This window comes from Candidatus Eisenbacteria bacterium (assembly GCA_013140805.1).
Taxonomy (GTDB): Bacteria; Eisenbacteria; RBG-16-71-46; order RBG-16-71-46; family RBG-16-71-46; genus JABFRW01.
Genome location: JABFRW010000070.1, coordinates 19,387 through 45,078, shown reverse-complemented (window position 1 = coordinate 45,078; position 25,692 = coordinate 19,387). Strand labels below are relative to the sequence as shown.

Here is a 25,692-nt window from a genome sequence, read left to right as displayed (position 1 = left end):
AGCGCGCTCACCGGCTCGATTCCGCGCGCGTTGCTCACCCTCGCGATCCCGGTACTGATCTCTCAGTTCCTGCGCCTCGGTTACCAGTGGGTCGACGCGCTGTGGGTGCGGGGGCTCGGCGTCGACGCGACCGCTGCGGTCACCAGTTCGATCTTCGTGTTGTGGCTGGTGATGTCGATGAACGACGTGTTCGCGATGGGTGTGACTGCGTACGCGAGCCAGCTGATCGGCGCCGGCGACCGCCAGCGCGCGGGGCTCGTCGCCTATCGCGGCATCCAGGCCTCGGCAGCACTCGGAATCCTCGTCGCGATCGTCGGCCTGATCGCGGCGCCGCGCATCTTCGGCCTGATGGGCGCCGATCCCGCGTTGCAGCACACGGGTGGCGCCTACCTGCGCATCGTCCTCGCGGCGGCGCCGTTTCTGATGGTGGCGCTGACGTGCGAGAACATCATGCGCGCTGCCGGCGACACGCGCACGCCGCTGCTGTTCGACTTCGCGGCGCTCGGTATCAATGCCGTGGTGGCGCCGCTGTTGATCTACGGCGTCGGCCCGTTCCCGCGCATGGGTGTGGTCGGCGCCGCGTGGGGCACGTTCTTCTCGCAGGTCCTGCTGGTGCTGTTCTACGGCATCGCCGCGCTGCGCGGGCACGCCGCGCTGCCGCTCGCGCGGCGCAGCGACGGGCGGCCGGTCGGCATCCTCGGCATGGCGCGCGTGGGACTGCCGGTCGCGCTGATCGGCAGCATGTTCTCGGTGGTCTACATCGCATTCGCACGCTCGGCCTCGCAGTGGGGCCCGGCCTCGATGGCGGTGGTGGGAATCGCCAATCGAATCGAGGGCCTGCAATTCGTGTGGTCGGCGAGTCTCGGCATGGCGACCGCGACCCTGGTCGGGCAGAGCCTCGGCGCCGATCGCCCGGACCGCGCGGTCGCGTCGCTGCGCCTGGCGAACCTGTGGACCGCGGCGCTCAGCGTGGCGGCGAGTCTCGTCATCGCGATGTGGCCGCAGGTGTTCCTGAGTCTGTTCTCGAACGATCCGGAGGTGATTCGTGTCGGGATTCCGTACCTGCGCATCCTGACGTTGTGCTTCGTGCTGAACGGACTCGAGATCGTGACCGCCGAAGGCATCCTGGGCTCCGGACACACTCGCGCGATCTCGCTGATCTTCACGATTTTCTCGCTCGCGCGCATTCCGCTCGCGTTTCTGTTTCTATACTGGACCGGCACCGGGGTGCTCGGGATCGCGTGGGTGATCACGATCACCTGTATGGTGCGCGCCGTGCTGATCCTGGCGTGGGCCGCGCGAGGAACCTGGAAGGGCGGGCTCAAGTCGGAGCTCGCGGACACGCCGGCGAACGGCTAGGAGGATCGATGGCGGACTACGAATACGTCATCGTCGGTGGTGGCGTCGCTGCGGCCTCGGCGCTCGAGGGCATTCGCGCGCATGATCGCGACGCGCGTGTGCTGGCGGTGTCGCGCGAGAATCACGCGCCCTATCACCGCCCGCCACTCTCGAAGGGACTGTGGAATGGCACCACTTCATTCGAGCAGCTCTCGGTGCTGCCGGACGGCTGGTATGCGGACCACGGGGTCGAGCTGCGGCTGAGGCGCGAGGTCGTCGAGCTGGACCTCGAAGCCCGCCGCGTGTGGGACGACCACGGCGCCAGCCTGAGTTACGAGAAGCTGCTGCTCGCGACCGGGAGCCGACCGCGGCGCCTGGAGGTCGAGGGCGCCGAGTTGGACGGCATTCACTACTTCCGACAGCTCGAGGACTACCTGCGTCTCAGCGACGATCAGCAGCGCGTGGATCATGTGCTGGTGGTCGGCAACGGTTTCCTCGGCCTCGAGCTGGCCGCCGCGCTGCGACAGGCCGGGCGCGAGGTGACGCTGCTGTTCGCCGACGAGTATCCGTTGCGTCGAGTGCTGCCACGCGATCTGGGCATGCGAGTCGCCGAGTTCTACCGCGAGCAGGGAATCGAAGCCGTTTCCGGCGAGACCATTGCGCGCTTCCAGCGTGTCGGTACCGAACTGGTGGCGACCACGCAGAATCGAAACGAAGTCACGACTCAGCTCGTGGTCGTCGATCTCGGCACCCAGCCGCAAACCGATCTCGCGGACGCCGCGGGGCTCGAGGTCGGCATGGGCATCGAGGTCGACGATCACGCCCGCACGACGAACTCGCACGTGTGGGCGGCCGGCGAGGTCACCGAGTTCCCGTGCGTGCCGCTCGAGCGCATCATGCGCGTCGAGCAATGGGATCACGCACGCGAGCACGGTCGCGTGGCGGGCGAGAACATGGCCGGCGCCGATCTCGTCTACGACCACCTGCCACGGCATGACGGTCGTCTCTTCGACCGCGAGTGGTCGGCCGCCGGCGACATCGACGCGAGCCTCGCGGTGCACGCGGTGTGGCGCGAGCCGCTCGAATCCGGCGTGTTGTTCTACCTGCGCGAGGACGTGGTGCGAGGCGTGATGCTGTGGAACCTGCCCGCAAACCTGGATCGTGCCCGGGCCGTCATTTGCGCGGCGCGCGCGACGAGCTCGAGCGAGCGCGAGGCGCTGGCGCTCGAGATCTCGGACTAGGCTTCGCGAGCGCGGTGATCGCGGTCACATCGAGCGTGAGCGAGGCGGCGCGAGGATGCCCGAGGCGTTCGGCCACCACCGTTGCCCACAGCGTCAGCACCGGCGCGCGGTTGATCTGGATCTCGCTCATGCGTTCGTGCCGTCGCTTGCATGCCGGGCGAGAAAGCGGCGCACTTCGGCGGCGAGTGCCGCCGCGTCGTGCTGAAAGAACGCGTGCCCGCCTTCGAACGGCGGCAGGCAGTGCGCCGCCGGCATCGAGGCGGCCAGCCGTTGCGTGTGCGCCGGCGGCACCACCGCGTCGTCACGGCTCGACACCAGCATCACCGGAATCCGCTCTGCGAGTGCCGCGAGCCGCGGCTCGATGCCCGCGACCCCCGGGAGCGCAACGTGTGCGATCTGAAAGCGAACGTCGTCCTGCGTGGTGAGCGCAGCGCCCATCATGCCGCGCTCGATCACCTGCCGGGGAGCCGCGGGGTGGAAAAGGCCGCGCTTGAGCCACGCCACCCGCACCACGACGCGCGCCATGAGCGGGGGATTGGTCCACGCCGCGGGCCATTCGCGCAGAAGCGGCAGGGTGCTCGATTGCAGTCGACTGCCGCGATAGCGGTCATACGCATTGATGAGCACCAGCGCCGACAGGCGTTCGGGGTGAGCGAGCGCGTACTCGAGCGCCAGTGCACCACCGAGCGAAAAGCCGAGCAGCGGAAGCGGGGCCCCACCGAGTCGCTCGATCTCGGAGTGAAGACGCTCCACGACCGGCCCGAAGCCGCGCTCGGGAGTGGGGTCGGGCAGGCCGTCGCGCCGGAACGTCATTGCGCGACTCGGGAAGTCGCTCGCGAGCTCCTCGCGCAACGAGTCGAAGTGGACCTCGGCGCCGTAGACGCCGTTGAGCATGAGCAGAGGGGGACGCGGAGGTGGCGTGGTCATGACCGCGCCATCTTACCGTGGAACCTCGATCTGCCGAGATTTCGCTGTCGGACGACCCGCGGTCGGCGCTAGGCTCAGCGTGCGGTCGATCGCCCCTCGACCGCTCTCCTCTGCTTGAGAGGAATCGAACATGCGGAACTCCTGGATCGGATTGGTTTGTGCTTGCGCGTTGTTTGTCGCGGGTCATGCGATGGCGGCCGACTGCCCGACGAGCGAATTGATCTTCCCCCCGAGTCAGGTGCTGACGACTGCGGCGATCTTCGACTCCAGCGTGATCGATGCCAACGGAGCAGGGTTCCGAGTCGGCTTCGACCTCACGCGCGGCGAGGTGCACGTCTATCACTGTTGCGGACTGGCGGGGAAGACGACCACCGCCCGCGATGCGTTCGATGTGATCGGCGTGGCGAGCGGCACTCCCGTGAACGTGGTCGCCCGGATGACCGTCGACGGATGGATCTGGACCCGTGGCTGCGGCGGTACCGGATGCAGCGGCTTGTTGTGGACCACGCTCACGGCCGGTGCGCTCACGAATCAGATGGTTCTGAGCCGGACGATCTTCTCGGCTGACAGTATCCATGTGACGGGTGTGGTCGAACTGCCGGTGACGATCGTCGCGGGGACACCGTTGACCATCGAGTTCAGCATGCATGGCATGCGTGCCGCCGGTGGGGCACATGGCGCGCACGGTAGTGGTCGATACGAGTTCGTCGGTTTGACGCCGGGGATGCACATGACGTCGTGCAGTGGCTACGTCGATCAGGCGGTGCCGACGCTGCGCTCGACGTGGGGAAAGCTGAAAGTCACCTACCGCTGATCAGCGCGGTTTCCGCGGCTCGGCCGCCTCGGCCGGTGGCTCCACCAGCTTGCGGCGCGCCCACGCCCATTGCATGGACTCGAGCTTGCCGTTCACGTCGCCCTCGATGCGTGCCGAGAGCGAGTCCGGGTGCGACTGCCAGTAGATGACGCGTTGCGGGAAGTCGTGAGCGAGATTCTCGAACACCACGCGCCGCGACTCGAGCGTCTTGAGCGGGAAGTGTGTTTCGCCACGACCATTCGGCAGTGAGACGTATTGAATGGTGTCGCCCCGCTGGCTGACTCGAAGGAACTCGAAGCCGACCGTTCGCCCCGCTCGCAGGTCGCGGTGCATGCCGACCAGCATGCCGCCTTCGGCGCTGGTCCAATGCTCCTCGTACTGCACGCCGTCTCGAACCCCACCCCAGCTTCCCGAGAGCCACGCCAGCGAAGCGAGCCGCGGCTCGGCAGCGGCTGCCGCCCAAGGCGTGCACAGGACGGCGAGCAGCGCGAACGCGAGCAGCAGAGAGCGAATCGACTTCAATGGAGCCTCCGATCGGATCGAGTGAGGCGACACCGTACGTGGCGGCGACGGCTCGGCGATAGAAGAAATGCGACCGATCTCAGCACGGCGGATTGAAATACGCCCGCAGCCGATCGTCGCTCACGAAGCGACGCGCCAGCTCGAGTTCCGGATCGCCGATCTGCACCGGTGTCGCGCCGGTGAAGCGGCGGAACTCGCGGATCAGATGCGCCTGGTCCGCGAAACCGCAGTCCCATGCGAGCCCCGCCCAGTCGATGCGGCCGTTGCTCGGAAGGCTGGCGAGGATGCTCTGGAATCGGATGGTGCGCGCAAGCACCTTGGGCGTCACGCCCACCTGGCGCAGAAATGCCCGCTCGAGCTGTCGCACGCTCCAGCCGACGTGCGCAGCGAGCGCTTCGATCGATTCGCCGCCGCGTGTCGCGAGTAACCGATCGACGGCCGCCGCGACCGGCACGCGAGCGCGCGTCGCGTTTGCGATCCGCGCGGCGAGCGCGGACTCGAGCCGCGTCCAGAGTGGCTCGAGCTCCGACTCGCACCGCAGTTCGTTCGACAATCGTTCACCCGCTTCGCCCCACAGCGTCGCGAGCGCGACCGTGCGATCGGTCAACGCATCGAGCGGGTCGCCGAGGAACGCGCACGCTCCGCCGGGTCGGAAGCGCACGCCGATCGAATGCAGCGCATTCGTGGCGCGAAAGCCGAATGGCCGCGTGATCTGTCCGACCACGAACAGGCGCGGCTGCTCGAGCCACCGGTCGGGGCTCGGACTCCAGAGCGCCGGCGCGCCCGCGTGATAGATCAGCTCGACGCATCCATCGGGGAACACGCGATGCTCGTGGGCGAGAGCGGCGTCCGGCACGCTTGCTCGTGCGCCGGCCAGCGACCACAGGCACTCGACGAGCGGGGCGAGCGCGGCGGCAGGTGTGCGCTGCACGTACTCCACGCGACTAGTTCACGTCGCGCTTGTCGTGCGGGTCGAGCGCGTCGCGCAAGCCGTCGCCGAGGAAGTTGAAGCAGAACAGCGTCATCGAGAGCGCCAGGCCCGGGAAGATCACGAGCCACGGGAACACCGCGAGCACGCGGGCGCCGTCCGAAACCAGTGTTCCCCACGAAGCGTTCGGCGGCTGAACGCCGAGGCCGAGAAACGACAGGAATGCCTCCTGAAGGATGATCGCGGGCACCGTCAGGGTGGTGTAGACGATCACCGGCCCGAGCGTATTCGGCACGATGTGCTTGAACACGATCGCGAGGTCGCTCGCCCCCAGTGCGCGCGCCGCTTCGACGAAGGTCTGCTGCCGAAGCGACAGCACCTGCCCGCGCACGATGCGCGCCATGGTGAGCCACTGCACGAGTCCGAGTGCCACGAACAGCATGAGGATGCTGCGGCTGAAGAACACCAGCAGCAGGATCACGAGGAAGATGTACGGCAGCGAATAGAGCACGTCGACGATGCGCATCATCACGTCGTCCACGCGTCCACCGCGATAGCCCGCGATCGCGCCCCAGCTCACGCCGATCACGAGACTGACGAACGTCGCAACCAGCCCGATCAACAGCGAGATCCGGCCGCCATGCACGACGCGCGCAAACGTGTCGCGCCCGAGATCGTCGGTGCCGAACCAGTGGACCGCCGATGGCGGCGAGGCTCCGAGCGCCAGGTCCTGCGCCGCGGGGTCCGCGAGTCCCGGAATCCACGGTGCCGTGAAGGCCACCAGCGAAATGATGACGAGAAACGCCGCCGAGACGACCGCGGCGTGATTGCGCCGCATGCGACGCCAGGCGTCGCTCCACAGGCTCTGCGGCTCGGCCGCGAGTCCGAAGGCATCGGGGGCGTTCGTGGCCGCGCTCATGCCATCTCCACACGGGGATCGAGGAAGCCGTACGCCACGTCGACGATCAGGTTGAGCACCATCAGAAAACTGGCGTAGAAGAGCACTTCGCCCATGACGAGCGTGTAGTCGCGGTTGAACGCGGCGTTGACCAGGTATCGCCCGAGTCCCGGCACCGAGAAAATGCTCTCGACCACCACCGAACCCATCAGGATGCGCGCGGCGGCGGGCCCGATGTAGGAGACGACGGGGAGGATCCCGAGTCGCAGCGCGTGCTTGAGCACCACCACGCGCGGCGCGAGCCCCTTGGCGTAGGCGGTGCGGATGTAGTCCTGTCGCAGCACCTCGAGCATGCCCGCGCGGGTGAGCCGCGCGACGTAGGCGACGTAGGCGGTGGCGAGCGTCAGCACCGGCAGCACGCGGCTCGACGGTCCCTGCCACAGCGCCGGTGGGAACCAGTAGAGCGAGAGCGAGAGCCCCAGCACCAGCAGCGGGCCGAGCACGAAGTTGGGAATCGACACTCCGGCCAGCGCGCCGGCCATCGCCGCATAGTCGGTCCGCGTGTTCTGCTTGACCGCCGCGATGATCCCGATCGGCACGCCGACCAGCAGAGCGACCAGCAGCGCAAGTCCGCCGAGTTCGGCCGAGACCGGAAACGCTTCGGCGATGATCTCTCGCACCTGCTTGGCGGGGAACTTGTAAGAGGGGCCGAAATCGAGGCGCACCGCATTGCCCAGGAACCGCAGGTACTGGACGTGCAGCGGTTGATCGAGTCCATAGGAACGCATCAACTGCTCGCGCGCCGCGGCCGGAATCTCTCGCTCCGACTGGAAGGGGCCGCCGGGAGCAAGCCGGATCAGGAAGAAGGTGAGCGTTCCGATCACCCACAGCGTGGGAATGATCATGAGCACGCGACGGACCAGGAACGCGATCACTTCGCTCTGGTCTCCAGGCTCGCCACTTCGGGCGGGTGTTCGCGCCACTGGCGATCGATCCACACGTAGGTGAGCGGGTGGACGTCGAGCGGCGTGATGTAGATCCCGCGCACGTAGGGCTTGACCATCTCGTTGGTCGAGTAGTGGTAGATCGGGATCACCGGCGCTTCGTCGAGCAGGATCGCTTCGGCTTCACGCAGCGTGGCCATGCGTTTCGCCACGTCCAGCTCGAAGCCCGACGCGTGAATCAATGCGTCGTAGCGCGCGTTGCTCCAACCCGAGCGGTTGTTGCCGTCGCCAGTGATGAAGCAGGCGAGAAACGTGTTCGGATCGAGGTAGTCGCCGATCCACGAGCGCCGTGCCACATCGTAGTCGAGGTTGGTGGCGGCCTGCAGATACGAGCCCCACTCCTGATTCGACAACTCGACCTCGATCCCGAGTTCGCGCTTCCACATCTGCTGGATCGCCTCTCCGATGCGGCGGTGATCCTCGCTGGTGTTGAACAGAATCGAGAGCTTCGGAAACCCCTTGCCGCCCGGATAGCCCGCCTTCGCCAGGCACTCACGCGCTTTCTCGGGGTCATACGGAACGGCGGGTGGCGGCTGGTAGCCCGGGTATCCGCTCGGCGTCATGTTGCCCCACGGGTCGCGGCTGCCTTTGAGCAGGTCGCGCGCGATCGATTCGCGATCCACGCACAACGTGAGTGCTCGGCGCACCCAGACGTCGTCGTAGGGCTTACGCGTGGTGTTGATCGAGTAGTAGTAGACGCCCTGATAGGGGCCGTGGCGGAAGTCCTTGAAAGTGCGCAGGTGCGGGATGAACTGCGACGGCAGGTAGCCGCTCGGGTTCCAGTCGAACACGCCCGACTTGTAGAGGTTCGCGCAGGTGTTCAAGTCCTCGACCGTCCAGCCGACGATGCGCTCGAGTCGGATGTTCTTGCGATCCCAGTAGCGCGGATTGGGCACGAACTCGAAGCGCTCGTTCTGCCGCCAGTGATCGAGCAGGAACGGCCCGTTGTTGACGATGTTCTCGGGACGCGTCCAGCGCACGCCGTATTTCTCGATCGCGGCGCGCGGAGTGGGCAGGCAGGTGTAGTACTGAACCAGATAGAGGAAGTAACTGGTCGGCGCGCGAAGCGTGATCACCAGCGTGCTGTCGTCGGGCGCCTGGATGCCGACCTGGTTCTCGTCGGTGAGCTTGCCCTTGTTGAACTCTTCCGCATTCTTGATCGGTGCCAGCAGGTTGCCGTAGCGCGCGCCGGTGGCGGGATTGATCACGCGCAGCCACGACCAGCGGAAGTCTGCGGCGGTGACCGGCGCACCGTTGCTCCATGCAATTCCCGGCCGCAGGTGAAACGTGTAGGTGAGGCCGTCGGGCGTGATCTCCCAGCGGTAGGCCTGCCCCGGCCGCGGCTCGAGCGTGCGTGCGTCTTCGCGCGTGAGCCCTTCGAACAGCAGGCGCGCCACGCGACCGTCGGGCTGGCCCGAGGCAAGGCCCGGGTCGAACGACTCGGGCTCGGCACCGAGTGCGAACGTGAAGACGTCGCGCGCGGGCGGTGTGACGTCGCCGAAGTAAGCCGCATCGCCTGCCGCTGCCGTGGCCGCGTCCTGCGTCCGCGGTGCCCCGCAGCCGGCCAGTGCGAGCGTGCAGACGAGTGCCACGGGTGCCACAGGTGCCGAGTACGCTGCGGCTGCGCGGAGCGCGGCTGCAAAGCGAAACGCGGCGATCGAACGAGCGAGGCGAAGGGCGCTAGGCGTCACGGCGCGGGAGTATAGCAGCGGGCGAGCGAGCGCGAACGCGTTGACCCGGTGGCTGCATCGGGTGTCTGCTGCGGAGTCGTACCTGGTTCGCGGAGCGGAAGGAAGGACACCGGGAGGCCCGAGGTCGAATGAGTTCGTCGAGCGCCGATTTGCCACCGGACTCGCTCGTGACGAGAGCCTGGGCGCGGATCCCCGCCGTCGTCCGGGCGGTGCTGGTTGGCTTCATCGTGCTGGGGATCGGCGGTTCGGTGAGTGGCGTGCTGATGTTCGCCAACCTGCGCCTGGCGCCGCGGCTGCCGCTGTTCCTGCCACTGACCGCGGTGTGGTTGTGGCTGTTCTGGCGCTTTGCGAACGGCGCCGGCTGGCCACGCCGCACCTCCGCCGCGCGGCGCGGCTCCCTGCGCGCGCGAGCGCTGCCCGCCCGGGTATGGGCATGGGCGCTGATCGCGGGCGGACTCGCGCTGATCGCGGTCATGGGGATCGCGTTCGTGACCTATCGCTTCGCAACGCTTCCGGGCGCGGCGTACCGCGCGCCATTCGATGTCGCCGCGTTTCCACCCTGGACGATGGCCTCGATCTTCGTCGCGGTCGCGCTCACTGCGGGAGTCGTCGAGGAAGCCGCGTTTCGCGGCTACATGCTGTCCGGTATTCAGCGACGACATGGCTGGTTCGTCGGCATCGGACTGGTGACGATCCTCTTCTACCTCGCGCACCTGAGCCACGCGTACGCGACGATCGCATTCGTCCCGTTCTTCCTCGCCCACGGGCTCGTGTTCGGCCTGCTGGTGCGATACACCGGTTCGATCGTGCCCGGGGTGGTGCTGCACGCACTGTCCGATCTTGTCGTACTGCCGATGCAGTACGGCGTCGTGCCATCGGCGGGGCAGTGGGAGTTCGTCTCGCACGGATGGATGACGCTTGCGGCCGCGGTGGCCGCGGTCCCGGCATTTCGGAGACTCGCGCGCGCCGCGAGCGCGATCGGTTCGGAGCCGTGACCGCGAGTTCCGCCGCCGGCGCCCCCGCCTCCAGTTTTCCGCCCCCCCCGCCGATAACGTTTTCAGCCTTACTCCCAGTACCGATCTCTGAAACGCGCCGCGCCGTGCAACCCCTCGTCCCCTCGCACGGGAGGTCCGTTGAGCGAGCCGTCACGCCCCAGTTTTGGGGACATAACTGTTGTGCTTTCGCACCTGTCCGACCGCGTGGGCGGCGACTCGGGGCCCGGTCTCGATCCGGTCCTCGGGCTGTCGTTGCGTCGCGTTCTGGTCGAACTCGAGCGCTTCATTCCGGGACTCGATGCCCCCCCGGACACCGAGGCGGCTCGTCACTTTCGTCGCGCGGCCGAGGCGGCACTCGCCGATGACCTGCCGCGCGACACGCTCGCGCGCTCGCTGCGCGGGCTGTCGTTCGCGCCGCACGATCCGCAACTGCACTACCTCGCGGCCTGCGCCTGCTTCGAACTGGGCGCGGTGCGGGAGGCCGTGCTGCTGCTGAGCCATGCGCTGTGGATTCACCCGGGTCATCCCGATGCACGCCGCGACTTCCTGAGCTTCTCGACCGCCCCGGCGGCGACGAATCCCGATCCGGCTGACGACATTCCCGCTTCGAATCTCGAAGGCTGGGAAGCGATCACGCCGAGCGAGTCGCTGGGCTTCGAATTCGTCGATCAGGAAGACGGCACCTCGCCCGAGTTGCGCGACCCCGAACGGCAGAAGCCGGTCAAGAAGCGTGCGACGCGCAAGCGTCGCAAGCCCAAGCCGGGCGACGACTCCACGCGCCGCGCCGCCTGAGTCGCGGTCGCGACGAGCCTTTTCGGCGTCCGGGAGGCGTGTGCGACACTTCGCGCGTGACGTCGCTCCTCCCCATCGGTTCGCGCGCGCGGCGCCCGTGAAACGCGGGCGCTGGCCGGTCACGCGCCTCGCACTGCTCGCCGCACTGCTGGTCGGCGGCTGGGTGCTGCTGCAGGGCGTGCGTGCGCCGCGCTGGCACTCGGTGGCTCCCGGCGTCGAGTTCGCCACGTTGCACGGCGATCCCTACTGCCGCTCGGGCAGCATCAACATTGCCGTGCTCAGACTCGATCCGCAGCGCGTGCGCATTCGCATGCGTCACTTCTTGCGCGAGCCCGACCAGAAGCCGCTACGACTCGACCAGTGGATGGCCCGCTCGCCCGCCCTGGCCGCGTTCAACGCCGGCCAGTACTACCCGGACCTGAGCTACATGGGTGTGTTCGTGAGCGGGGGCGAGGTCGTGTCGGGCACCGAGCACCCAAGCTTCCGCGCCGCGTTGGTGGCCGAGCCGCGCAGCGACACAACGGCGAACGCGCGGGTGCTCGATCTGGACCACGACCCGCTCGATCCGAAGCGCACGCAGTGGGGCGAAGTCGCGCAGTCGTTCATGCTGTTCGAGCGCGGCGGAATGCCGCGCGTGCGTCACACCGATCAGGTCGCGCTGCGCACCGTGGTGGGCGAGGACGGTCGCGGACGCATCCTGATCATCACCAGCGAAGGCGGCTACACGCTGTGGGACTTCGCCACGCTGCTGAACCGTGCGCCGCTAGAACTGGTGCACGCGCTCTCCATGGATGGCGGCCGCGAAGCACAGCTTGCGGTGCGCACCGAGTCGTTTCGCTACGCGAACTACGGTCCCTGGAATCAGGGCGAGGAGCGCCCCGAGGGGGCGCGCAACATGGTGCCGCTTCCGGCCGTCGTCACGGTGGAGGCGCGATGAGCGCGCGAGGCGTTGACGCCGCCCGCACACGCCGCACCGCGGCCGGCACTCGAACCCGCCGCACCCGGGCCGCGGTCGAGCGCGGTCCGGTCTTCGCGTGCCGGCAATGCGGCGGGCCGGTGGCCCGAACCAGTGGCGAGAAGCCGCGCAAGATCCACTGCCCGCGCTGTCGCTATCTGCTCTACGACTACCCGCGCGCAGCGGCCGGCATGCTGGTGGTGCGCGGCGATGAAGTGCTGGTGCTGCGCCGCGCACATCCGCCGCGCGTCGGCCGGCTCGACATCCCGGGCGGGTTCGTCGATGCTGGCGAAGAACTCGAGGCCGCGGCGCGGCGCGAGTTGCTCGAAGAGACCGGGCTCGCGGTCGGGCGCTGCGAGTGGCTCGGGTTTTGGTGGGATCGCTACTGGCTCGACGGTTTTGGCGCATTCCCCACCATGAATTTCTACTGGCTCGCCCGGTGGCGGCGCGGCACCCCGCGTACGGCCGACGACGCGGCGAGCGCCGAGTGGATGCCGCTCGCGCGCGTGCTGCGCGCACGGCGCGACCACGCGTGGGGGCACATGGATGCGGTCTATCGAACGGTTCGTAAGCGGCTGGCGCGTCATGCGTGACGGTGGCGGTGGGCGATGGGCACGGAGGTTGGCGTTGTTCAGCGTGCTGGTCGCTTCGTCCTGGCCGGCTCGCGCCCAGGCGAGCGCAACATCCACCGCCACCGCGGTTCCCGAATCCACCGCGTTCGAACATATGCGTGTCGAGTTCGGTCGCGCCGATCGAGTGCGTGCGATCGCGGGCGAGGAGCGGCTTACGTTGCGCAATGCACGGGTCGAAGCGAGTGGCGTGCGCTACGACGAGGCGTTTTCGCGCGGACCGCTCGGATCACGCAAGCCTGGATTGCTCGCATGGTCCGATATCGATCGAGTCGAAGTGGGTCAAACGCGCATGGGACGTTACGCGGTCCTAGGAGCCATCGGCGCGGCGGCGGTGTCGGGAATTTGGGTGCTGACCGCGCACCCGCCCAGGTCGGATGCCGGTTTCCTGACGTGGGGGGTGACCTCGGAGGGAAAATCCGTGGGGCTGGTGGTGCTCTCGGCCTTCGCGGGTGCCGCGCTAGGGGCCGGCGTCGGCCACGCATCCGCCCGCTGGCACGATGTCTACCCGGAGCGCGAGCCGAGTCCGGTCGGGGCGCGCCGATGAGCGGCGCGTGGCGTGAGGCGCGAGTGCTCGCCACGTTCGTGATCGGGCTGCTCGCCAGCGTTGCGCTGCTGTAGCTCATGGCGCCGGTCGCTGCGCAGGCGGCGAGCCTTCAAGCTCCGGCGGAATCCGCGCTCATCGTCGGAGCCGATGGGGACATCATCGCGCCATGATCCCTAGCCAGGTGATCGCCACCGGTCGCTATCAGCAGTTCTTCGCTGGAGAGCCGTGCGGCGATGAGGTGTGGCGACTCGAGACCGGCGCCGGCGAGATCGTCGTCGCGGGTGAGCACACGCTGGTCGCGCCACACCCTCTGCCGAACGTGCACCGGTACCGCGTGGCGTTGAGTGCTGAGTGGCGCGTGAAGTCGCTGGACGTCGAGTGGCAGGTCGGCGGTCGCGAACTGGTCGCGAATCACGCGGTCGAAGGCACTCGCTGGCGAGCGCACATCGAGAGTCAGGGTCACGCCCGCAGCCAGGAAGGCGACTATCCGCTTGGGTGCGAGGTCGAATACCCGACCCACTTGTTCAATACCTTCATGCTTTCCAAACGCGATTTCGCGCTCGGCGGCGAGCACGAGTTCGCGGTGTTGCGGATCGGTCCGCCCCTGATGGCGGTGAGCCCGGCGCAGATGCTGTTGCGCTGCGTCGAGCACGGCACCGTCGAAGGGCCGAACGGGCCGGTGGCGGCCAAACGCTATGTGTTGAGCGTTCCGCCTGCGCCCGAGTCCGAGGGCTATACCTTCTGGGCCGACGAGCATGACATCGTGCTCGCGTCGTTCGAGGGGCTCGATACCACGCGTCCATGGATGACGCTGGTCGAGTACCAGCGCCTCTAGATCAGGGCTTCGGGAACTCGCTTTCGACGTCGAGCATCAGCTTCCAGTTGCCCGCTTCGTCTTTGCGCCACAGATGCACGTACGCGGTGGTATCGGACCGCGCGCCCTTCGGGTGCGCGACCGCGAGGCCGTAGGTGTAGCCCAGATCCCACGACCCCGACATGCCTTCACCGCGATGAAACCAATCGCGATTGCGCGGCCGCGACGTCATGCGCGCAATCGCGGTGTCGAGGCCGGTGGTCGCGAACGCCCCGTCGCGCAGCAGCCGTACGTCGTTCGCGCCGACCGCGCGGTAGGCGCGATCCCAGCTCCTCGAACGCGCGTTCCACGTGAAGGTGCGCTCGGCGGATAGCAGCGTGTGCTTGTCGTGAGCGTTACGGCGCCATTGGTAGTCGAGCTTCGAACGCACGCCCTGAGAGCCGGTGCTCACGCCGACTCCGAAGCCGCCGGTGCCGACGCTCACACCCATGCCACCGGTGCCGACGCTGCCGCCGATCGTGCCGTCTTTGCCGCCCACCTGTCCGGCGACTCCGGCCGACAGCGGGCGCGGCTTCCAGGCGTTGGTGTCGGGAGCGGCGTGAAGCGGCCCGAACTCCAGCGGCTCGCCGCTGCGCAACGATCTGCCGGGATCGGCGTGTGAGATGCCGGTGTCGAGGAGAACCCGCCACTCGCCCGCGCCTTCACGCTTCCAGATCGAAACGAAACGGCCGAACGCGATCGGAGACTGATCGCGCGCGCGCTGATAGGTCCACGGGCCGGTCGAGAATCCGAATTGCCCGTCGCCCGACACCTCGACGAAAGCAGGAGCCCAGTCGAGCACGCCCTTGGGTTCGGGCCGATCGCGATAGAACTTCTGACCGTCGACCGGGCCGGGTTTGAACAGAATCGAATGGCCCGCGAGCCAGGTGGTGAATGCCGTCTTCATGTGGGTGTCGACCGAGAGTTTCGCGAACCCCTGCTCGGCTTTCGCGAGTTCGGCTGCGGCGGTCGTCGCATCCGCGGCGGCGGCTTCACGACGCATCAGGATGCACGCGCACAACAGCGTCAGCAGTCGAAGCGATCGCTTCATGATGCCTCCTTGGCCTGGAGGCGACAGGATACCGGATCAGCACTTTGCGGTAATGCGCTGCCCGCTCGCGGATGCCGGCGAGCGTCGGCGGGTGTAGTCTGCGGCCGCATGTCTTCAGCTCGGCTCCAACGCTCCTCCAAATTCCACCGGAGATCCTGCACGTGAAGCGCGACGGACTGGTTCTGCTGTTCCTCAGTGTTCTGGCGATTCTGGGTGTCGCGCTGGCGGTCGAGGTCGTGGTGGTGACGCGCGCCTGGCTCATTCACAGGACCGGAAATACGGCGGCCGAGATTGCGTGGCTTCAGGCGGCGCGACCGTTCGTTCCATGGGACGCGAGCGTTCCGGCCCAAATCGGGCGCCTGCGCCGCGAAGCGGTCCGCAACGAACTCGCGAACGGCCGGCTGGTGCCGGCGCTGCAGGCGTTTCGCGCCGCGCGCGCGGCCTCCGGCATGCGTGCGATGGCGAGCGACCGCGAGCTGATGGCGCTCGGGATCGAGGCCTTTGCGCGTGCCGCCGATCACATGGAGCAGCAGGGCCGGCTCGCCAACGCCGCGGACTGGAACGACAGTCTGTTCGTGCACGCGGTGCGCGCGATCGAGCCTCATCACCGCGCGGCCGCAGTGGCGGCATTCATGGAGGGGCTCGACCTGCGAGTTCGTGCCGGCACTCCGTGCGCGGCGCTGGCGCGCGTCACGTGGGCGAAGCAGGGCCTGAGCGGCGTGATTCCGGGAGCGCCGGCGAACCTCGAGCGCGACCTGACGACGCAGTGTTCCGAGTCGCGGCGCGCACGGCGGCGGTGAGTCCGGGTCGCTGACGCGGCAACCGCCCGGCAGTGACGGCCGCTAGGTCTGCTTCACCGCCTCGACGAGCTGCTGCGCCACGCTCTTCGCGTCACCGAACAGCATCAGCGTCTTCGCGTCGTAGTAGAGCGGATTGTCGATGCCCGCGAATCCCGGATTGAGGCTGCGCTTGATGATGATGATGTGGCGCGCCTTGTCGACGTCGAGGATCGGCATGCCGTAGATCGGGCTCGACGGATCGGTGCGGGCGGCCGGATTGACCACGTCGTTCGCCCCGATCACCAGCGCCACGTCGGTGTGTTCGAAGTCGGGATTGATCTGCTCCAGATCGAACAGCTGCGTGTACGGCACGTTCGCTTCGGCGAGCAACACGTTCATGTGACCCGGCATGCGGCCCGCGACCGGGTGGATCGCGTACTTCACGGCCACGCCTCGCTTCGCCAGCAGGTCGGCCAGGTCGCGCACCGCGTGCTGTGCCTGCGCCACCGCCATGCCGTAGCCGGGGACGATCGCGAGCGACTGGATGTTCGCGAGCAGCACCGCCGAATCCTCGACCGAGATGTCGCGCACCGTGCCCGCGACACTCGCGGTCGCGCCGTTCACGGGGGCCACGCCACCACCGCCGAACGCGCCGAACAGCACGTTCGAGAGCGGTCGATTCATCGCCTTGCACATGAGCTGGGTGAGGATCGAGCCCGAGGCGCCGACCAGCGTGCCGCTGATGATCAGCGCGTGGTTCGAGAGCACGAAGCCGGTCGCCGCCGCCGCGAGCCCGGTGAACGAGTTGAGCAGCGAGATCACCACCGGCATGTCGGCGCCGCCGATCGGCAGCACCAGCAACACCCCGAGCAGCAGCACCGCGATCACGAAGCCGGCCAGCGCCACTCCGCCCGAGTCGCGCAGCATGAGCGCTCCGAGCACCAGAGCACCCGCGAACAGCGCACCGTTCACCACCTTCTGCAGCGGCCACGTCACCGGCTTCTCGTTGACGAAGCCCTGCAGCTTGCCGAACGCCACGAGGCTGCCCGCGAACGACAGTCCGCCGATCAGGATGCCGAGCGCAGAGCTGACGGCTTCGGTGCGCGTCATGGGAGCCAGGAACGGATGCGCGCGCGCCACCTCGGCGATCGACACCAGCATCGCCGCGCCACCGCCGAGCCCGTTCAGGATCGCGACCATCTGCGGCATGTCGGTCATGCGAACCACGCGCGCGCCCCACGTGGCGGCGATCACCCCGACCGCGAGGGCGAGCACGATCAGGCCCATGTTCTGCAAGCCCGGCAGGAACAGCGTGATCAGCACGCCGAGCGCCATACCGGCCATCGCGATCAGGTTGCCCGAGCGCGCGGTCGCCGGAGAACTGAGGCGCTTGAGCCCCACGATGAACGCGACCGCCGTGGCCAGATAGCCGAGCGCGATGAGGGTGGTGCGCGCCTCGATCACGAACGCTTCTCGGGGGCTTTCTTCTTGAACATCTCGAGCATGCGATCGGTCACGACGAATCCCCCGGCCAGATTCATGGCGCCGAACAGCACCGCCACGAATCCGAGAATCCCTTCGAGCGCGCTGTTCGCGTGGCCGAGTACCAGGATGCCTCCGATCACCACGATGCCGTGGATCGCATTGGTGCCGGACATGAGCGGCGTATGCAGGACCACCGGGACCTTGGAGATCACCTCGAAGCCGAGAAACACCGCGAGCACGAACACCGTGAGTTGCGCGAGCAGTTCGGGATTCACGAACGCGCTCCGGCGGCGGTGGGCCGCGCCACGCAGGTGCCGCGCGTGATCTCGTCGCCGAAGTCGAGGTGGAGGGCGCCGTCCTTGAGGAGGTGCTGGAGCAACGCCACCAGATTGCGCGAATACATCTGGCTCGCGTGCACCGGAAGGCCACACACGATGTCGATCGGCCCGTGAATCACCACGTGGTGCCGCATCACGCGCTCGCCCGGCACCGTGAGCTCGCAATTGCCGCCGCTCTCGGCCGCCAGGTCGACGATCACCGAGCCCGGCCGCATCGCCTCGACCATCGCCTCGGTGATGAGTCGCGGAGCGGGGCGATCGGGAATCATCGCGGTCGTGATCACCAGGTCGGAAGCCGCGACGTGCTGGTGCAGCAGCTCGCGTTCGCGCAGGTGGAACGACTCGCCCTGCTCGCGCGCGTAGCCGCCCGCACCGACGGTGCTCTCGTGCACGAGGTCGGCACTCACGAAGGTGGCACCGAGGCTCTGGACCTCTTCGCGCACCGCGGGACGCACGTCGAAGGCTTCGACCACCGCGCCGAGGCGTCGCGCGGTGGCGATCGCCTGCAGTCCCGCGACTCCGGCGCCGAGTACGAACGCGCGCGCCGGCGCAATGGTGCCGGCAGCGGTCATGAGCAGAGGGAAGAATTTGCCGAGCGACTCGGCCGCCACCAGCACTGCACGATACCCCGCGACGGTGCTCATCGAGGACAGCGCGTCCATCTTCTGAGCGCGCGAGATGCGCGGCACTTTCTCCATCGCGAACGCCGTCACCCCTCGCGCAGCGAGGCGCTGCAGCAGGTCGGCGTTGCGGCCGGGGCGCAGGAAGCCGATCAGCACCGCGCCCTCGCGCATCCAGGTGCTCGGATCGCCGGACTCGCGCAGTTCGGGTTCGCGCACCGAGGCCACGACATCGGCACTGCTCCACAACGTGCGCGCGTCCGACGCAATCGTCGCACCGGCCTCGAGATAGGCGGAGTCAGGGAAATGCGCCCGCATGCCCGCGCCGGCCTCGACCACGACCTGAAGCCCGCTTTTGAACAGTCGGGCGACCGATTCGGGGACGAGGGCGACGCGAGTCTCGTGCGGCACGACTTCGCGAGGAACGGCGATGAGCATGGGGCGGGGAGAGTAGGCGCGACCGGGAGAGCGGGGCAAGGCGGGTGCTCGGGCCATCGCGGCTTCGCGTTCCCGCCAGCGAGTCTCGCGCCGACTTAGGCCTCGGGAAACCGGTAATCGAACGCGTAGGAGTGCTTGCCGCCCTCGATGATGATCGCCATCGAGCCCGAGAGTCCCGCGAGCTCATCGGTCCCCGAGTCAGGTACCACGTGGATGACGAGCTGTCCCTCGCCGCGGTTCATGAGCCCGCTGTGCTGCAACACGAAGGTGCCGCGGCGCCCGTGCAGGGTGCCGTTCACGAGTTCCAGCGCCACGTAGCCGGCCGAGTTCTTCACGTGGGTGCCGGCGGCGAGCATGATGCCCTTGCTGGTCGCTTTGAGATCGCCGTGGAACTGCTTGTCGAGCAGCAACGTGCCGACGAATGCGAAGTCGGCGTTCTCGCCCGCCGGCTGCGGGGTCAGCTTCACGTCGAACGGGCCCGACGCGTGCGTGTTCAGATCGGCCTCCGGATCAGGGTTGCGTCATGGCGTGCGAGCGAGTCGCTCTCAATCCCGGTACGGGTCGAACTCGTTCTCGCCCACCATCGCCACGCCGAGCGGCGTGAGCGTGTGGATGATGCGCACCGTCTCGCCCTGCTGCTTCAACACTTCGGGCAGTCGTTCGTAGCAGTGCGGGGACTCGTCGGTTCCGGCGCCGCGCAACTCTACCCCGACGCGTCGAACCCACTCCATCATCATTTCGTGTGACACCGCACCCCTGGAAATGCGCTCGCCGGTCATGCGATTCGGCTTGCCGCGCGCCGCGGTGCGACTCATCACGCGACCGGCGCCGTGTACCATCGAGTGGAGCGAGTGCCTGGCTTCGGGAGCGTCGACGCCTTCGAGGATCACCGACACGTCGCCCATCGAGCCACCGACGAATCCACGCTGTCCGGGAAACGCGGGTGTCGCTCCCTTGCGCACCACCCACAGGTCGCGACCGCCGTGGCGTTCGCGCCACGCGAAGTTGTGGTGGTTGTGCACCTCTTCGACGATGCGCGCCGAGCAGCCGTGCCACTTCGGCGCACACCCAGTCGCGCCCGGCGTACGCGGAGCGTCCCGCCAGGTGCATGCACGCAAGGTACTCGGCGCCGAGATTGCCGCGGGCCGGCAACACCAGCGGATCCACATCCATGCCGTCCTTCGCGCCGCCGGCCTTCAGAAAGTGCGTCGCGGTCTTGTGCCCGAAGCCGCGCGAGCCGAAGTGCACGCCGATCCAGGCGCGGCCGCGCTCGTCGTCGAACAGCTCGTGATCCACTCGCGTCTGGTTCTTGCGGCCCATGCCGAACGAAAGTCGCGAGGCGATGTCGTCCATGAGCGTGCGGATGTGCTTCCGCACTTCGGAAGCGGGCAGGTCGGTGAGCGCCGCCTTGTTGCCGCATCCGATGTCGTAGCCGACTCCCGACGGGCTGATGCGGTCTGCGTAGGCCACCACGCCGCCGATCGGGACCGCGTAACCCTTGTGGTGATCGGCCATCATCGCGACCGCGTCGGCGGAACGGGCGCAGTTGCGAATCTGCCGCATCGCGCCTTCGTCGATCGGACTGCCCCACACCGGGATGCCGTCGATGATTCGCATCGGGAGGTCGGTCCTAAGGCTGCGAGGCGAGTGCCCGGAGTTTGAGGAGCGTCGCCCAGTTGCGGGTGGTCGAGTCGTCCTTGAACGCTTTGTTGAAAGCGATCACGAGCTTGCTTTGCAGGATGCCGCTCGCGCACCACATGTACGCGACGCGATTCCCGGTCGCGAGCGCGTCGGGTGTCCAGCGCTGACGTGCGAGAAGCTTCATGCGCTCGTTGAGCGACGCATCGGCCAGGATCGCGATCAGGTAGCGGCTGTGATTCGTCGCGAGATGCTCGAGCGGATTGCGCTTCATGATCTCGTCCAGCTCGCCGGCCGACAGCACCGTCACACGGGTCGAGATCCCGAGCTTCGCTTCGATCGTCTGCTCGATGTGCGCCGCGTGGTTGCCGCTCACCCGCGGCGGGGCGGTGAACACGACGTTGCCGCTGTTGAGCAGCGTCTTGACCTCGAGATAGCCGAGGTCTTCAACCAGCTTGCGCAGATCGGCCATCGCGATGCGTTTGGCCTTGCCGACGTTGACGCCGCGAAGCAATGCGATGTGGCGAGCGGCCATGCTGCGGGCTCCTCGGATCGGGGAAGTGAATCGCGACCTCCGCACCGTAACACCGTTCCCGTGCGGGCGCGGGTGCGAGAGGCCGCCCGAGGAGCCCGGACGCGACGGTTTCTCATTGGAACCGCGCCCGTCGCATAATCGCGCAGACCCAGGAGGGGCCGCGTGGTCTGGATCCTCATCCTGCCCGCACTCGTGATCGCGATCTCGATGCTGGCAACGATTTCCAGTCGCACTCGACTGCTCGAGCGCGAACTCGAGTGGTTGCGCCGCCGCGTCGACGAGCTCGAACGCGCGCCGCGCACGCGGCCGGTGGGGCTCGAACCCGCCGTCACGCCAGCGGTCGAGCCGGAAGTCGTGGACTCCGCCACCGTCGAACCAGAAGTCCCGCCGGTTGCGTTCTCCGCCGCGACGCCCGAAGTGCCCCGCCGGACCCGCGACATGGAGCAGCTGGTCGGCGGCGTGTGGCTTCAGAACGTCGGTGCGGTGCTGGTGCTGATCGGCTTTTTCTTCCTGATCCTGTGGGGCTACACCACCGGACGCTTCGGCCCTCAGGTCGTCGTGATCGCGGGAATGCTCGCGGGGCTCGCGATGGTGTGGCGCGGCGATCGGATGCAGCGGCGCATGAAAGGGCTCGGTCACGCGCTGGTCGGCGTCGGCGCGGGCTTCGTGTGGCTTTCGATCTATCTCGGTCACTTCACGCTGCACGTGATCCCGGCACCCTTCGCATTCCCGCTCATGCTGATCGCGTCGGTGTTCACGGGCATGCTCGGGTTGCGCTACGGCGTCGAGAGCATCGCCGCGCTCGGAGTCGTGGGAGCGTTCCTGCCGCACGCGCTTCAAGCGCTGGTGCCGCTCTACGGCTTCTCATTGCCGCCGGGAGCATTGCTCGGCTATCTGGCGGTGCTCGACGCGCTGGTGTTCACGCTCGCGGCGCGCGCCGGCTGGAGTTCGCTCGCGTTCACCTCACTGCTGCTGACCGCGATCACCTGGATCACCGCGGTGCCGGCCCAGCACTGGAGCTGGCCGCTCGAGATCGGGCTCGCGGGGCTGTTCGCAGGACTGGGCATCGCTCCGATCCCGCGCCTTGCGCGCCTCGAAGGCACCGTGCGCCCGATCGACCTCGCGGTCATCGTGACCGCTCCGCTGGCGCTGCTGGCCGTGAGCGCACCGATGTTCGAGCACGCCCGCCCGATCCACGTCGCCATGCTGCTGCTCGCGATCGCGGGGCTCTACGTGTTCGTTGCGGCGTGGGTCGATTCGCGGCGCCCGGAGCGCGATCTGTGGCGGCCACTGACCGGTGCAGCCACGTTGTTCGCGACCGCGGCGATCGAGCGCGCCGCCGGCCCGACCTACACACCGCTCGCCTGGATCGTGTTCGGCGTCACCCTCGAGCTGCTGGGACTCTCGCCTCGATCGCGGTGGCTGCGCTGGTGCGGTCACGTGGTCGTGGTGCTGGGGGCCGCTCGTCTCGTCTCCGGATGGTTCGACAGCACGTGGTCGGTGCACCCGCTTCCGATCGCGAACGCCCACGCGATTCGCGACGGGCTCGCGATCGCCGCGTTGCTGTTCGGCGCGCATCGGATCGCGCGCGCGCGAGAGACGCTCGAGCCGGCCGAACGCGCCCTTGCGGAGTTTCGATTCGCCGGAGCTCACGTTTTGCTCGCGATCGGGCTCGCGCGCGAGGCTCATCATCTGGCCTGGGCGCTCGAACGCGCCTCCGGAACGTGGCGCGCGATGCCCGACCTGCGCGCTCCGGGGAGCGACGCGCGCTACTGGAGTCTGCTCCTCTCGGCGCTCGGGCTCGCGTGGCTGCTGCAAGCCGCGTGGCTGGTGCGGACGGGCGTTCGGCAGGGGCGGCCGATCGCGCGCGGGCTTGGACACGCGGTCGCGATCCTGGTTGCGGCCGTGCTCACGGCGCGGCTGCTCGAGGGCGACAGTTGGGGCCTCGATCTCGCGCCGCTGGTGCATCGCGACGCGCTTCTCGGGCTCGCCGCGATCGTGCTCGCATTCACGGTGGCGGCGCGGCTCACGCGCAATCGTTCTGCACTCGGTGGATTCGATCGCCGCGCGGCGGAGCTGTGGGCGGCGCTCGCTTCGGTCGTGCTGCTGGCGTGGATCGCTCACGAGGCCGACCATCTCGCCCGCACCCTGATGAACGTGCCGGGGCGCATGTCGCCACAGTGGTTCCGCGTCGAGGGCGACGTGCGTCAGCGCGTGGAGGCGTTCGCGGCGACACTCACGAGCGTCGGCTGGCTGCTGCAGGCGATCGCAGCGTTCGTGGTGGGATGGAAGCGGCGGTCGGCGTTCCTGCGTTGGGTGGCGCTCGCGTTGGTGGCGGTCACGGTGCTCAAGTTCCTGATCGTCGACCTGAGGCACGCCGATCCGTTGTGGCGATTCCTGACCGCGATCGTCGCGGGTGCGGCGATGCTCGGGCTGTCGTACGTCTATCAGCGTCGCGGCCGCTCGCTCACTGATTCGAGGAGAACGCCATGACGAGCCAGTCGAGTCGCGCCGCACACTTTCGGGAGCTCCACTCCAAACGCCCGCTGATTCTGCCGAACGCGTGGGACGCCGGCAGCGCGCGCGCGATCGAACGCGCGGGCGCCGATGCGATCGCCACCAGCAGCGCCGGGGTCGCGTGGAGTCTCGGGCGCGCGGACGGTCAGCGCTTGAGCCGCGAACAGATGGTCGAGGTGGTGCGATCGATCGCCGCGGTGGTTTCGGTGCCGGTGTCGGCCGACGTCGAGGGCGGCTACGGCTCCGGTGGTCCCGCGGACATCGCCGAAACCGTGCGCGCGGTGATCGCGGCCGGGGCCGTCGGCGTCAACCTGGAAGACTCACCGGGACGCGGCGATGAAGCGCTGATTCCGGCACCGGCGCACGTCGAGCGGATTCGAGCCGCCCGCGATGCGGCGCGCGCCGTGGGCGGCGACATCGTCATCAACGCGCGCACCGATGTGTTTCTCGCCCAGGTCGGGGCGCCCGAGACGCGTTTCGACGAAGCCGTACGGCGCGCGAAGCTCTATCGCCAGGCGGGAGCGGATTGTCTGTTCGTACCGGGCGTGATCGATGCCGAAACGATCGCGGCGCTGGTGCGCGCGATCGACGGGCCGCTCAATATTCTGGCGCGCGCGGGCGCGCCGACGTTGTCGCAGCTCGGGGCGCTCGGCGTCGCGCGCGTGAGCCTCGGTTCGGCGATCGCGCTCGCGGCCCTCACCGCGGCACAGCGCGCAGCGCGCGAACTGCTCGAGCACGGCACCTATGCCGCGGTCACCGGTAACCTGACCTACCTCGAGGCCAACGCGATGTTCGAGGCGCGCGAAAAAGACTCGCCGTGAACCGCAAGATCGATCTGTTCGACAGCACTTACAGCCACTTCGAAGCCGAGATGCTCGCTCGCATCCGTCACAAGACTTTCGGCGAGGACTTCGGCCAGAACAGCTGGACGACGGCCGACGAGTATCGCCGCTGGGCTCGGTGGCTGAGCCTCGACGAACGATCGCACGTCCTCGAAGTCGCGAGCGGCTCGGGCGGCCCGGCGCTGTTTCTCGCCGGGCTGTGCGGCGCCCGCGTCACCGGCATCGACATCAACGCACACGGCGTCGCGACGGCGACTCAGCGCGCCGAATCCGAGGGAGCGGGCGACCGCGTGACGTTTCGCGAGGTCGACGCGGGCGCGAAGCTTCCATTTGCCGACGCGACGTTCGACGCACTGCTGTGCATCGATTCGGCGAACCACCTTGCCGAGCGGTTCGCGGTGCTCCAGGACTGGCTCCGCGTGCTCAAGCCCGGCGGCAAGGCCTTGTTCAGCGACCCGGTGGTGGTGACCGGGTTGGTCTCGAACGAAGAACTCGCGGCACGCAGCTCGATCGGTTTCTTCGTCTTCACGCCGCCGGGTGTGAACGAGCGCATGATCCGCGAGGCCGGCTTCGAGCTCGCGGGACAGGAAGACGTGACCGAGAACGCCGCGGGCGTCTCCAGGCGGTGGCACGACGCACGCGCCGAGGATCGCGCCGCCCTGTTGCAGATCGAGGGCGACGAACGCTTCGAGGGACTGCAGAAGTTCTTCGCCACGGTGCACGCGCTCACGAGTCAGCGCCGGCTGTCGCGTTTCGTGTACCTCGCGCGCCGGCCGATTTAGACGCGCGAAGTCGTTTCTGCGCCTGGCGTGCCGCCCTCGGGCGCGAGCCGCAGTACCAGGTCGAGCTGTACCGCGGCGCCGAACGGCAACTGCGCCGCGCCGGTCGCGGTGCGCGCGTGACGTCCGGCGTCGCCCATGAGTTCGACCAGCAGGTCCGACGCGCCATCGATCACCGCGGGCTGTTCGGTGAAGTTTGCGGACGAACGAACGAAACCACGCAATTGCTCGATCGAGACGATGCGATCGAGATCCCCGAGTCCTTCGCGGATGATGGCGAGCAGCTCGAGCACGGTGTCGCGTGCCGCCAGCCGCGCCTGCGCCGCGGTCACCTCGGTGCCGACTTCGCCCCGCAGCGCGCTCACGCGGCCCGACACGAACAGCCATTCGCCCGACTGCTTGATGCCAAGATAGTTGGCGACCGGTGCCCTGGGAGGCGGCAGTTCCAGTCCCAGCGTGCGCAATCGCTCCTCGATCCGACTCATGCACGGAAAACTACCAGAGATTCACGCGGTGTTCGCAGTCGCACTCCTGGA

At 68.1% G+C, this 25,692-nt stretch carries 25 protein-coding genes and 2 pseudogenes; 13 read left to right on the top strand and 14 right to left on the bottom strand.

What is annotated here, in order from left to right:
* The coding region (locus tag HOP12_06255) for an MATE family efflux transporter (protein ID NOT33758.1) at positions 1-1,359 on the top strand (1,359 nt) is incomplete at its 5' end.
* An 8-nt stretch (positions 1,360-1,367) separates the two neighbouring features.
* On the top strand, positions 1,368-2,579 hold the full coding sequence (locus HOP12_06250; GenBank protein ID NOT33757.1) for an FAD-dependent oxidoreductase: 1,212 nt from the start codon (positions 1,368-1,370) through the stop codon (positions 2,577-2,579).
* Positions 2,580-2,705: 126 nt separating this feature from the next.
* Here the strand turns inward: HOP12_06250 and HOP12_06245 are convergent, their stop codons facing one another.
* Positions 2,706-3,506: an alpha/beta hydrolase gene (locus HOP12_06245; GenBank protein ID NOT33756.1), complete on the bottom strand. Its 801-nt coding sequence runs from the start codon at positions 3,504-3,506 to the stop codon at positions 2,706-2,708.
* A 217-nt stretch (positions 3,507-3,723) separates the two neighbouring features.
* Here HOP12_06245 and HOP12_06240 point away from each other — a divergent pair, with 217 nt between their 5' ends.
* A complete protein-coding gene (locus HOP12_06240; GenBank protein ID NOT33755.1) occupies positions 3,724-4,320 on the top strand; it encodes a hypothetical protein in 597 nt (198 codons plus the stop codon).
* Here HOP12_06240 and HOP12_06235 read toward each other — a convergent pair whose 3' ends face one another.
* From HOP12_06235 to HOP12_06215, 5 genes are all read right to left on the bottom strand, one after another.
* Complete coding sequence (locus tag HOP12_06235; protein NOT33754.1) at positions 4,321-4,842, bottom strand: hypothetical protein; 522 nt, start codon at positions 4,840-4,842, stop codon at positions 4,321-4,323.
* A gap of 79 nt (positions 4,843-4,921) precedes the next feature.
* A complete protein-coding gene (locus HOP12_06230; protein NOT33753.1) occupies positions 4,922-5,773 on the bottom strand; it encodes an AraC family transcriptional regulator in 852 nt (283 codons plus the stop codon).
* Positions 5,774-5,786: 13 nt separating this feature from the next.
* Positions 5,787-6,689: an ABC transporter permease gene (locus HOP12_06225; GenBank protein ID NOT33752.1), complete on the bottom strand. Its 903-nt coding sequence runs from the start codon at positions 6,687-6,689 to the stop codon at positions 5,787-5,789.
* On the bottom strand, positions 6,686-7,603 hold the full coding sequence (locus HOP12_06220) for an ABC transporter permease (GenBank protein NOT33751.1): 918 nt from the start codon (positions 7,601-7,603) through the stop codon (positions 6,686-6,688). Before HOP12_06220 ends, HOP12_06225 begins: the two co-directional genes overlap by 4 nt.
* Positions 7,600-9,363 (bottom strand): peptide ABC transporter substrate-binding protein, encoded by a 1,764-nt coding sequence (locus tag HOP12_06215; protein NOT33750.1) that lies wholly within the window; start codon positions 9,361-9,363, stop codon positions 7,600-7,602. Before HOP12_06215 ends, HOP12_06220 begins: the two co-directional genes overlap by 4 nt.
* Positions 9,364-9,491: 128 nt before the next feature.
* On the opposite strand from HOP12_06215, the gene HOP12_06210 reads away from it, so the two are divergent.
* The 6 genes from HOP12_06210 to HOP12_06185 all read left to right on the top strand — a co-directional run bounded on the left by HOP12_06210 (position 9,492) and on the right by HOP12_06185 (position 14,116).
* A complete protein-coding gene (locus HOP12_06210; protein NOT33749.1) occupies positions 9,492-10,358 on the top strand; it encodes a CPBP family intramembrane metalloprotease in 867 nt (288 codons plus the stop codon).
* A gap of 180 nt (positions 10,359-10,538) precedes the next feature.
* A complete protein-coding gene (locus tag HOP12_06205; protein NOT33748.1) occupies positions 10,539-11,150 on the top strand; it encodes a hypothetical protein in 612 nt (203 codons plus the stop codon).
* Positions 11,151-11,247: 97 nt separating this feature from the next.
* Positions 11,248-12,087, top strand: a complete 840-nt coding sequence (locus tag HOP12_06200) for a hypothetical protein (GenBank protein NOT33747.1) — start codon at positions 11,248-11,250, stop codon at positions 12,085-12,087.
* Positions 12,084-12,698: an NUDIX domain-containing protein gene (locus HOP12_06195; protein NOT33746.1), complete on the top strand. Its 615-nt coding sequence runs from the start codon at positions 12,084-12,086 to the stop codon at positions 12,696-12,698. Before HOP12_06200 ends, HOP12_06195 begins: the two co-directional genes overlap by 4 nt.
* Positions 12,699-12,831: 133 nt before the next feature.
* Entirely contained in the window at positions 12,832-13,281 is a 450-nt protein-coding gene (locus HOP12_06190; protein NOT33745.1) for a hypothetical protein, read from the top strand.
* Positions 13,282-13,447: 166 nt separating this feature from the next.
* Positions 13,448-14,116, top strand: coding sequence for a hypothetical protein (locus tag HOP12_06185; protein NOT33744.1), 669 nt, complete (start codon positions 13,448-13,450; stop codon positions 14,114-14,116).
* A gap of 1 nt (position 14,117) precedes the next feature.
* Here HOP12_06185 and HOP12_06180 read toward each other — a convergent pair whose 3' ends face one another.
* Positions 14,118-15,185, bottom strand: coding sequence for a hypothetical protein (locus HOP12_06180; protein NOT33743.1), 1,068 nt, complete (start codon positions 15,183-15,185; stop codon positions 14,118-14,120).
* 161 nt (positions 15,186-15,346) lie between these two features.
* Here HOP12_06180 and HOP12_06175 point away from each other — a divergent pair, with 161 nt between their 5' ends.
* Entirely contained in the window at positions 15,347-15,985 is a 639-nt protein-coding gene (locus tag HOP12_06175) for a hypothetical protein (GenBank protein NOT33742.1), read from the top strand.
* Between the two features lie 42 nt (positions 15,986-16,027).
* On the opposite strand, the gene HOP12_06170 is transcribed toward HOP12_06175, so the two are convergent.
* The 6 genes and pseudogenes from HOP12_06170 to HOP12_06145 all read right to left on the bottom strand — a co-directional run bounded on the left by HOP12_06170 (position 16,028) and on the right by HOP12_06145 (position 21,018).
* Positions 16,028-17,425 carry an NAD(P)(+) transhydrogenase (Re/Si-specific) subunit beta gene (locus tag HOP12_06170; protein ID NOT33741.1) on the bottom strand — a complete coding sequence of 466 codons (1,398 nt, stop codon included), beginning with the start codon at positions 17,423-17,425 and terminating at the stop codon, positions 16,028-16,030.
* Positions 17,425-17,724: an NAD(P) transhydrogenase subunit alpha gene (locus HOP12_06165; GenBank protein ID NOT33740.1), complete on the bottom strand. Its 300-nt coding sequence runs from the start codon at positions 17,722-17,724 to the stop codon at positions 17,425-17,427. The genes HOP12_06170 and HOP12_06165 overlap by 1 nt, the downstream gene beginning before the upstream one ends.
* A pseudogene (locus tag HOP12_06160) lies at positions 17,720-18,845 on the bottom strand (Re/Si-specific NAD(P)(+) transhydrogenase subunit alpha). Before HOP12_06160 ends, HOP12_06165 begins: the two are co-directional and overlap by 5 nt.
* A 95-nt stretch (positions 18,846-18,940) precedes the next feature.
* Entirely contained in the window at positions 18,941-19,342 is a 402-nt protein-coding gene (locus HOP12_06155; GenBank protein NOT33739.1) for a DUF3224 domain-containing protein, read from the bottom strand.
* 48 nt (positions 19,343-19,390) lie between these two features.
* Positions 19,391-20,462, bottom strand: a pseudogene (locus HOP12_06150) (RtcB family protein).
* A gap of 13 nt (positions 20,463-20,475) precedes the next feature.
* A complete protein-coding gene (locus HOP12_06145; protein NOT33738.1) occupies positions 20,476-21,018 on the bottom strand; it encodes a DUF1697 domain-containing protein in 543 nt (180 codons plus the stop codon).
* A 162-nt stretch (positions 21,019-21,180) separates the two neighbouring features.
* Between HOP12_06145 and HOP12_06140 the strand changes: the two genes are divergently transcribed.
* Genes HOP12_06140 through HOP12_06130 form a run of 3 tightly spaced genes read left to right on the top strand, consistent with a single transcriptional unit; the run spans position 21,181 to position 25,159 of the window.
* Positions 21,181-23,511 carry a DUF2339 domain-containing protein gene (locus tag HOP12_06140; protein ID NOT33737.1) on the top strand — a complete coding sequence of 777 codons (2,331 nt, stop codon included), beginning with the start codon at positions 21,181-21,183 and terminating at the stop codon, positions 23,509-23,511.
* Positions 23,508-24,356, top strand: coding sequence for an isocitrate lyase/phosphoenolpyruvate mutase family protein (locus HOP12_06135; protein NOT33736.1), 849 nt, complete (start codon positions 23,508-23,510; stop codon positions 24,354-24,356). Before HOP12_06140 ends, HOP12_06135 begins: the two co-directional genes overlap by 4 nt.
* Positions 24,353-25,159 carry a class I SAM-dependent methyltransferase gene (locus tag HOP12_06130; protein ID NOT33735.1) on the top strand — a complete coding sequence of 269 codons (807 nt, stop codon included), beginning with the start codon at positions 24,353-24,355 and terminating at the stop codon, positions 25,157-25,159. The genes HOP12_06135 and HOP12_06130 overlap by 4 nt, the downstream gene beginning before the upstream one ends.
* Here the strand turns inward: HOP12_06130 and HOP12_06125 are convergent.
* Complete coding sequence (locus tag HOP12_06125) at positions 25,156-25,641, bottom strand: RidA family protein (protein NOT33734.1); 486 nt, start codon at positions 25,639-25,641, stop codon at positions 25,156-25,158. The genes HOP12_06130 and HOP12_06125 overlap by 4 nt on opposite strands.
* Between the last annotated feature and the right edge of the window lie 51 nt (positions 25,642-25,692).

Excerpts from the sequence above, each read along its gene's own strand:
- HOP12_06185 (NOT33744.1), top strand. The coding sequence starts at position 13,448 with ATGATCCCTAGCCAGGTGATCGCCACCGGTCGCTATCAGCAGTTCTTC.
- HOP12_06180 (NOT33743.1), bottom strand. The coding sequence starts at position 15,185 with ATGAAGCGATCGCTTCGACTGCTGACGCTGTTGTGCGCGTGCATCCTG.
- HOP12_06210 (NOT33749.1), top strand. The coding sequence starts at position 9,492 with ATGAGTTCGTCGAGCGCCGATTTGCCACCGGACTCGCTCGTGACGAGA.
- HOP12_06245 (NOT33756.1), bottom strand. The coding sequence starts at position 3,506 with ATGACCACGCCACCTCCGCGTCCCCCTCTGCTCATGCTCAACGGCGTC.
- HOP12_06250 (NOT33757.1), top strand. The coding sequence starts at position 1,368 with ATGGCGGACTACGAATACGTCATCGTCGGTGGTGGCGTCGCTGCGGCC.
- HOP12_06135 (NOT33736.1), top strand. The coding sequence starts at position 23,508 with ATGACGAGCCAGTCGAGTCGCGCCGCACACTTTCGGGAGCTCCACTCC.
- HOP12_06195 (NOT33746.1), top strand. The coding sequence starts at position 12,084 with ATGAGCGCGCGAGGCGTTGACGCCGCCCGCACACGCCGCACCGCGGCC.
- HOP12_06145 (NOT33738.1), bottom strand. The coding sequence starts at position 21,018 with ATGGCCGCTCGCCACATCGCATTGCTTCGCGGCGTCAACGTCGGCAAG.
- HOP12_06125 (NOT33734.1), bottom strand. The coding sequence starts at position 25,641 with ATGAGTCGGATCGAGGAGCGATTGCGCACGCTGGGACTGGAACTGCCG.
- HOP12_06190 (NOT33745.1), top strand. The coding sequence starts at position 12,832 with ATGCGTGTCGAGTTCGGTCGCGCCGATCGAGTGCGTGCGATCGCGGGC.
- HOP12_06225 (NOT33752.1), bottom strand. The coding sequence starts at position 6,689 with ATGAGCGCGGCCACGAACGCCCCCGATGCCTTCGGACTCGCGGCCGAG.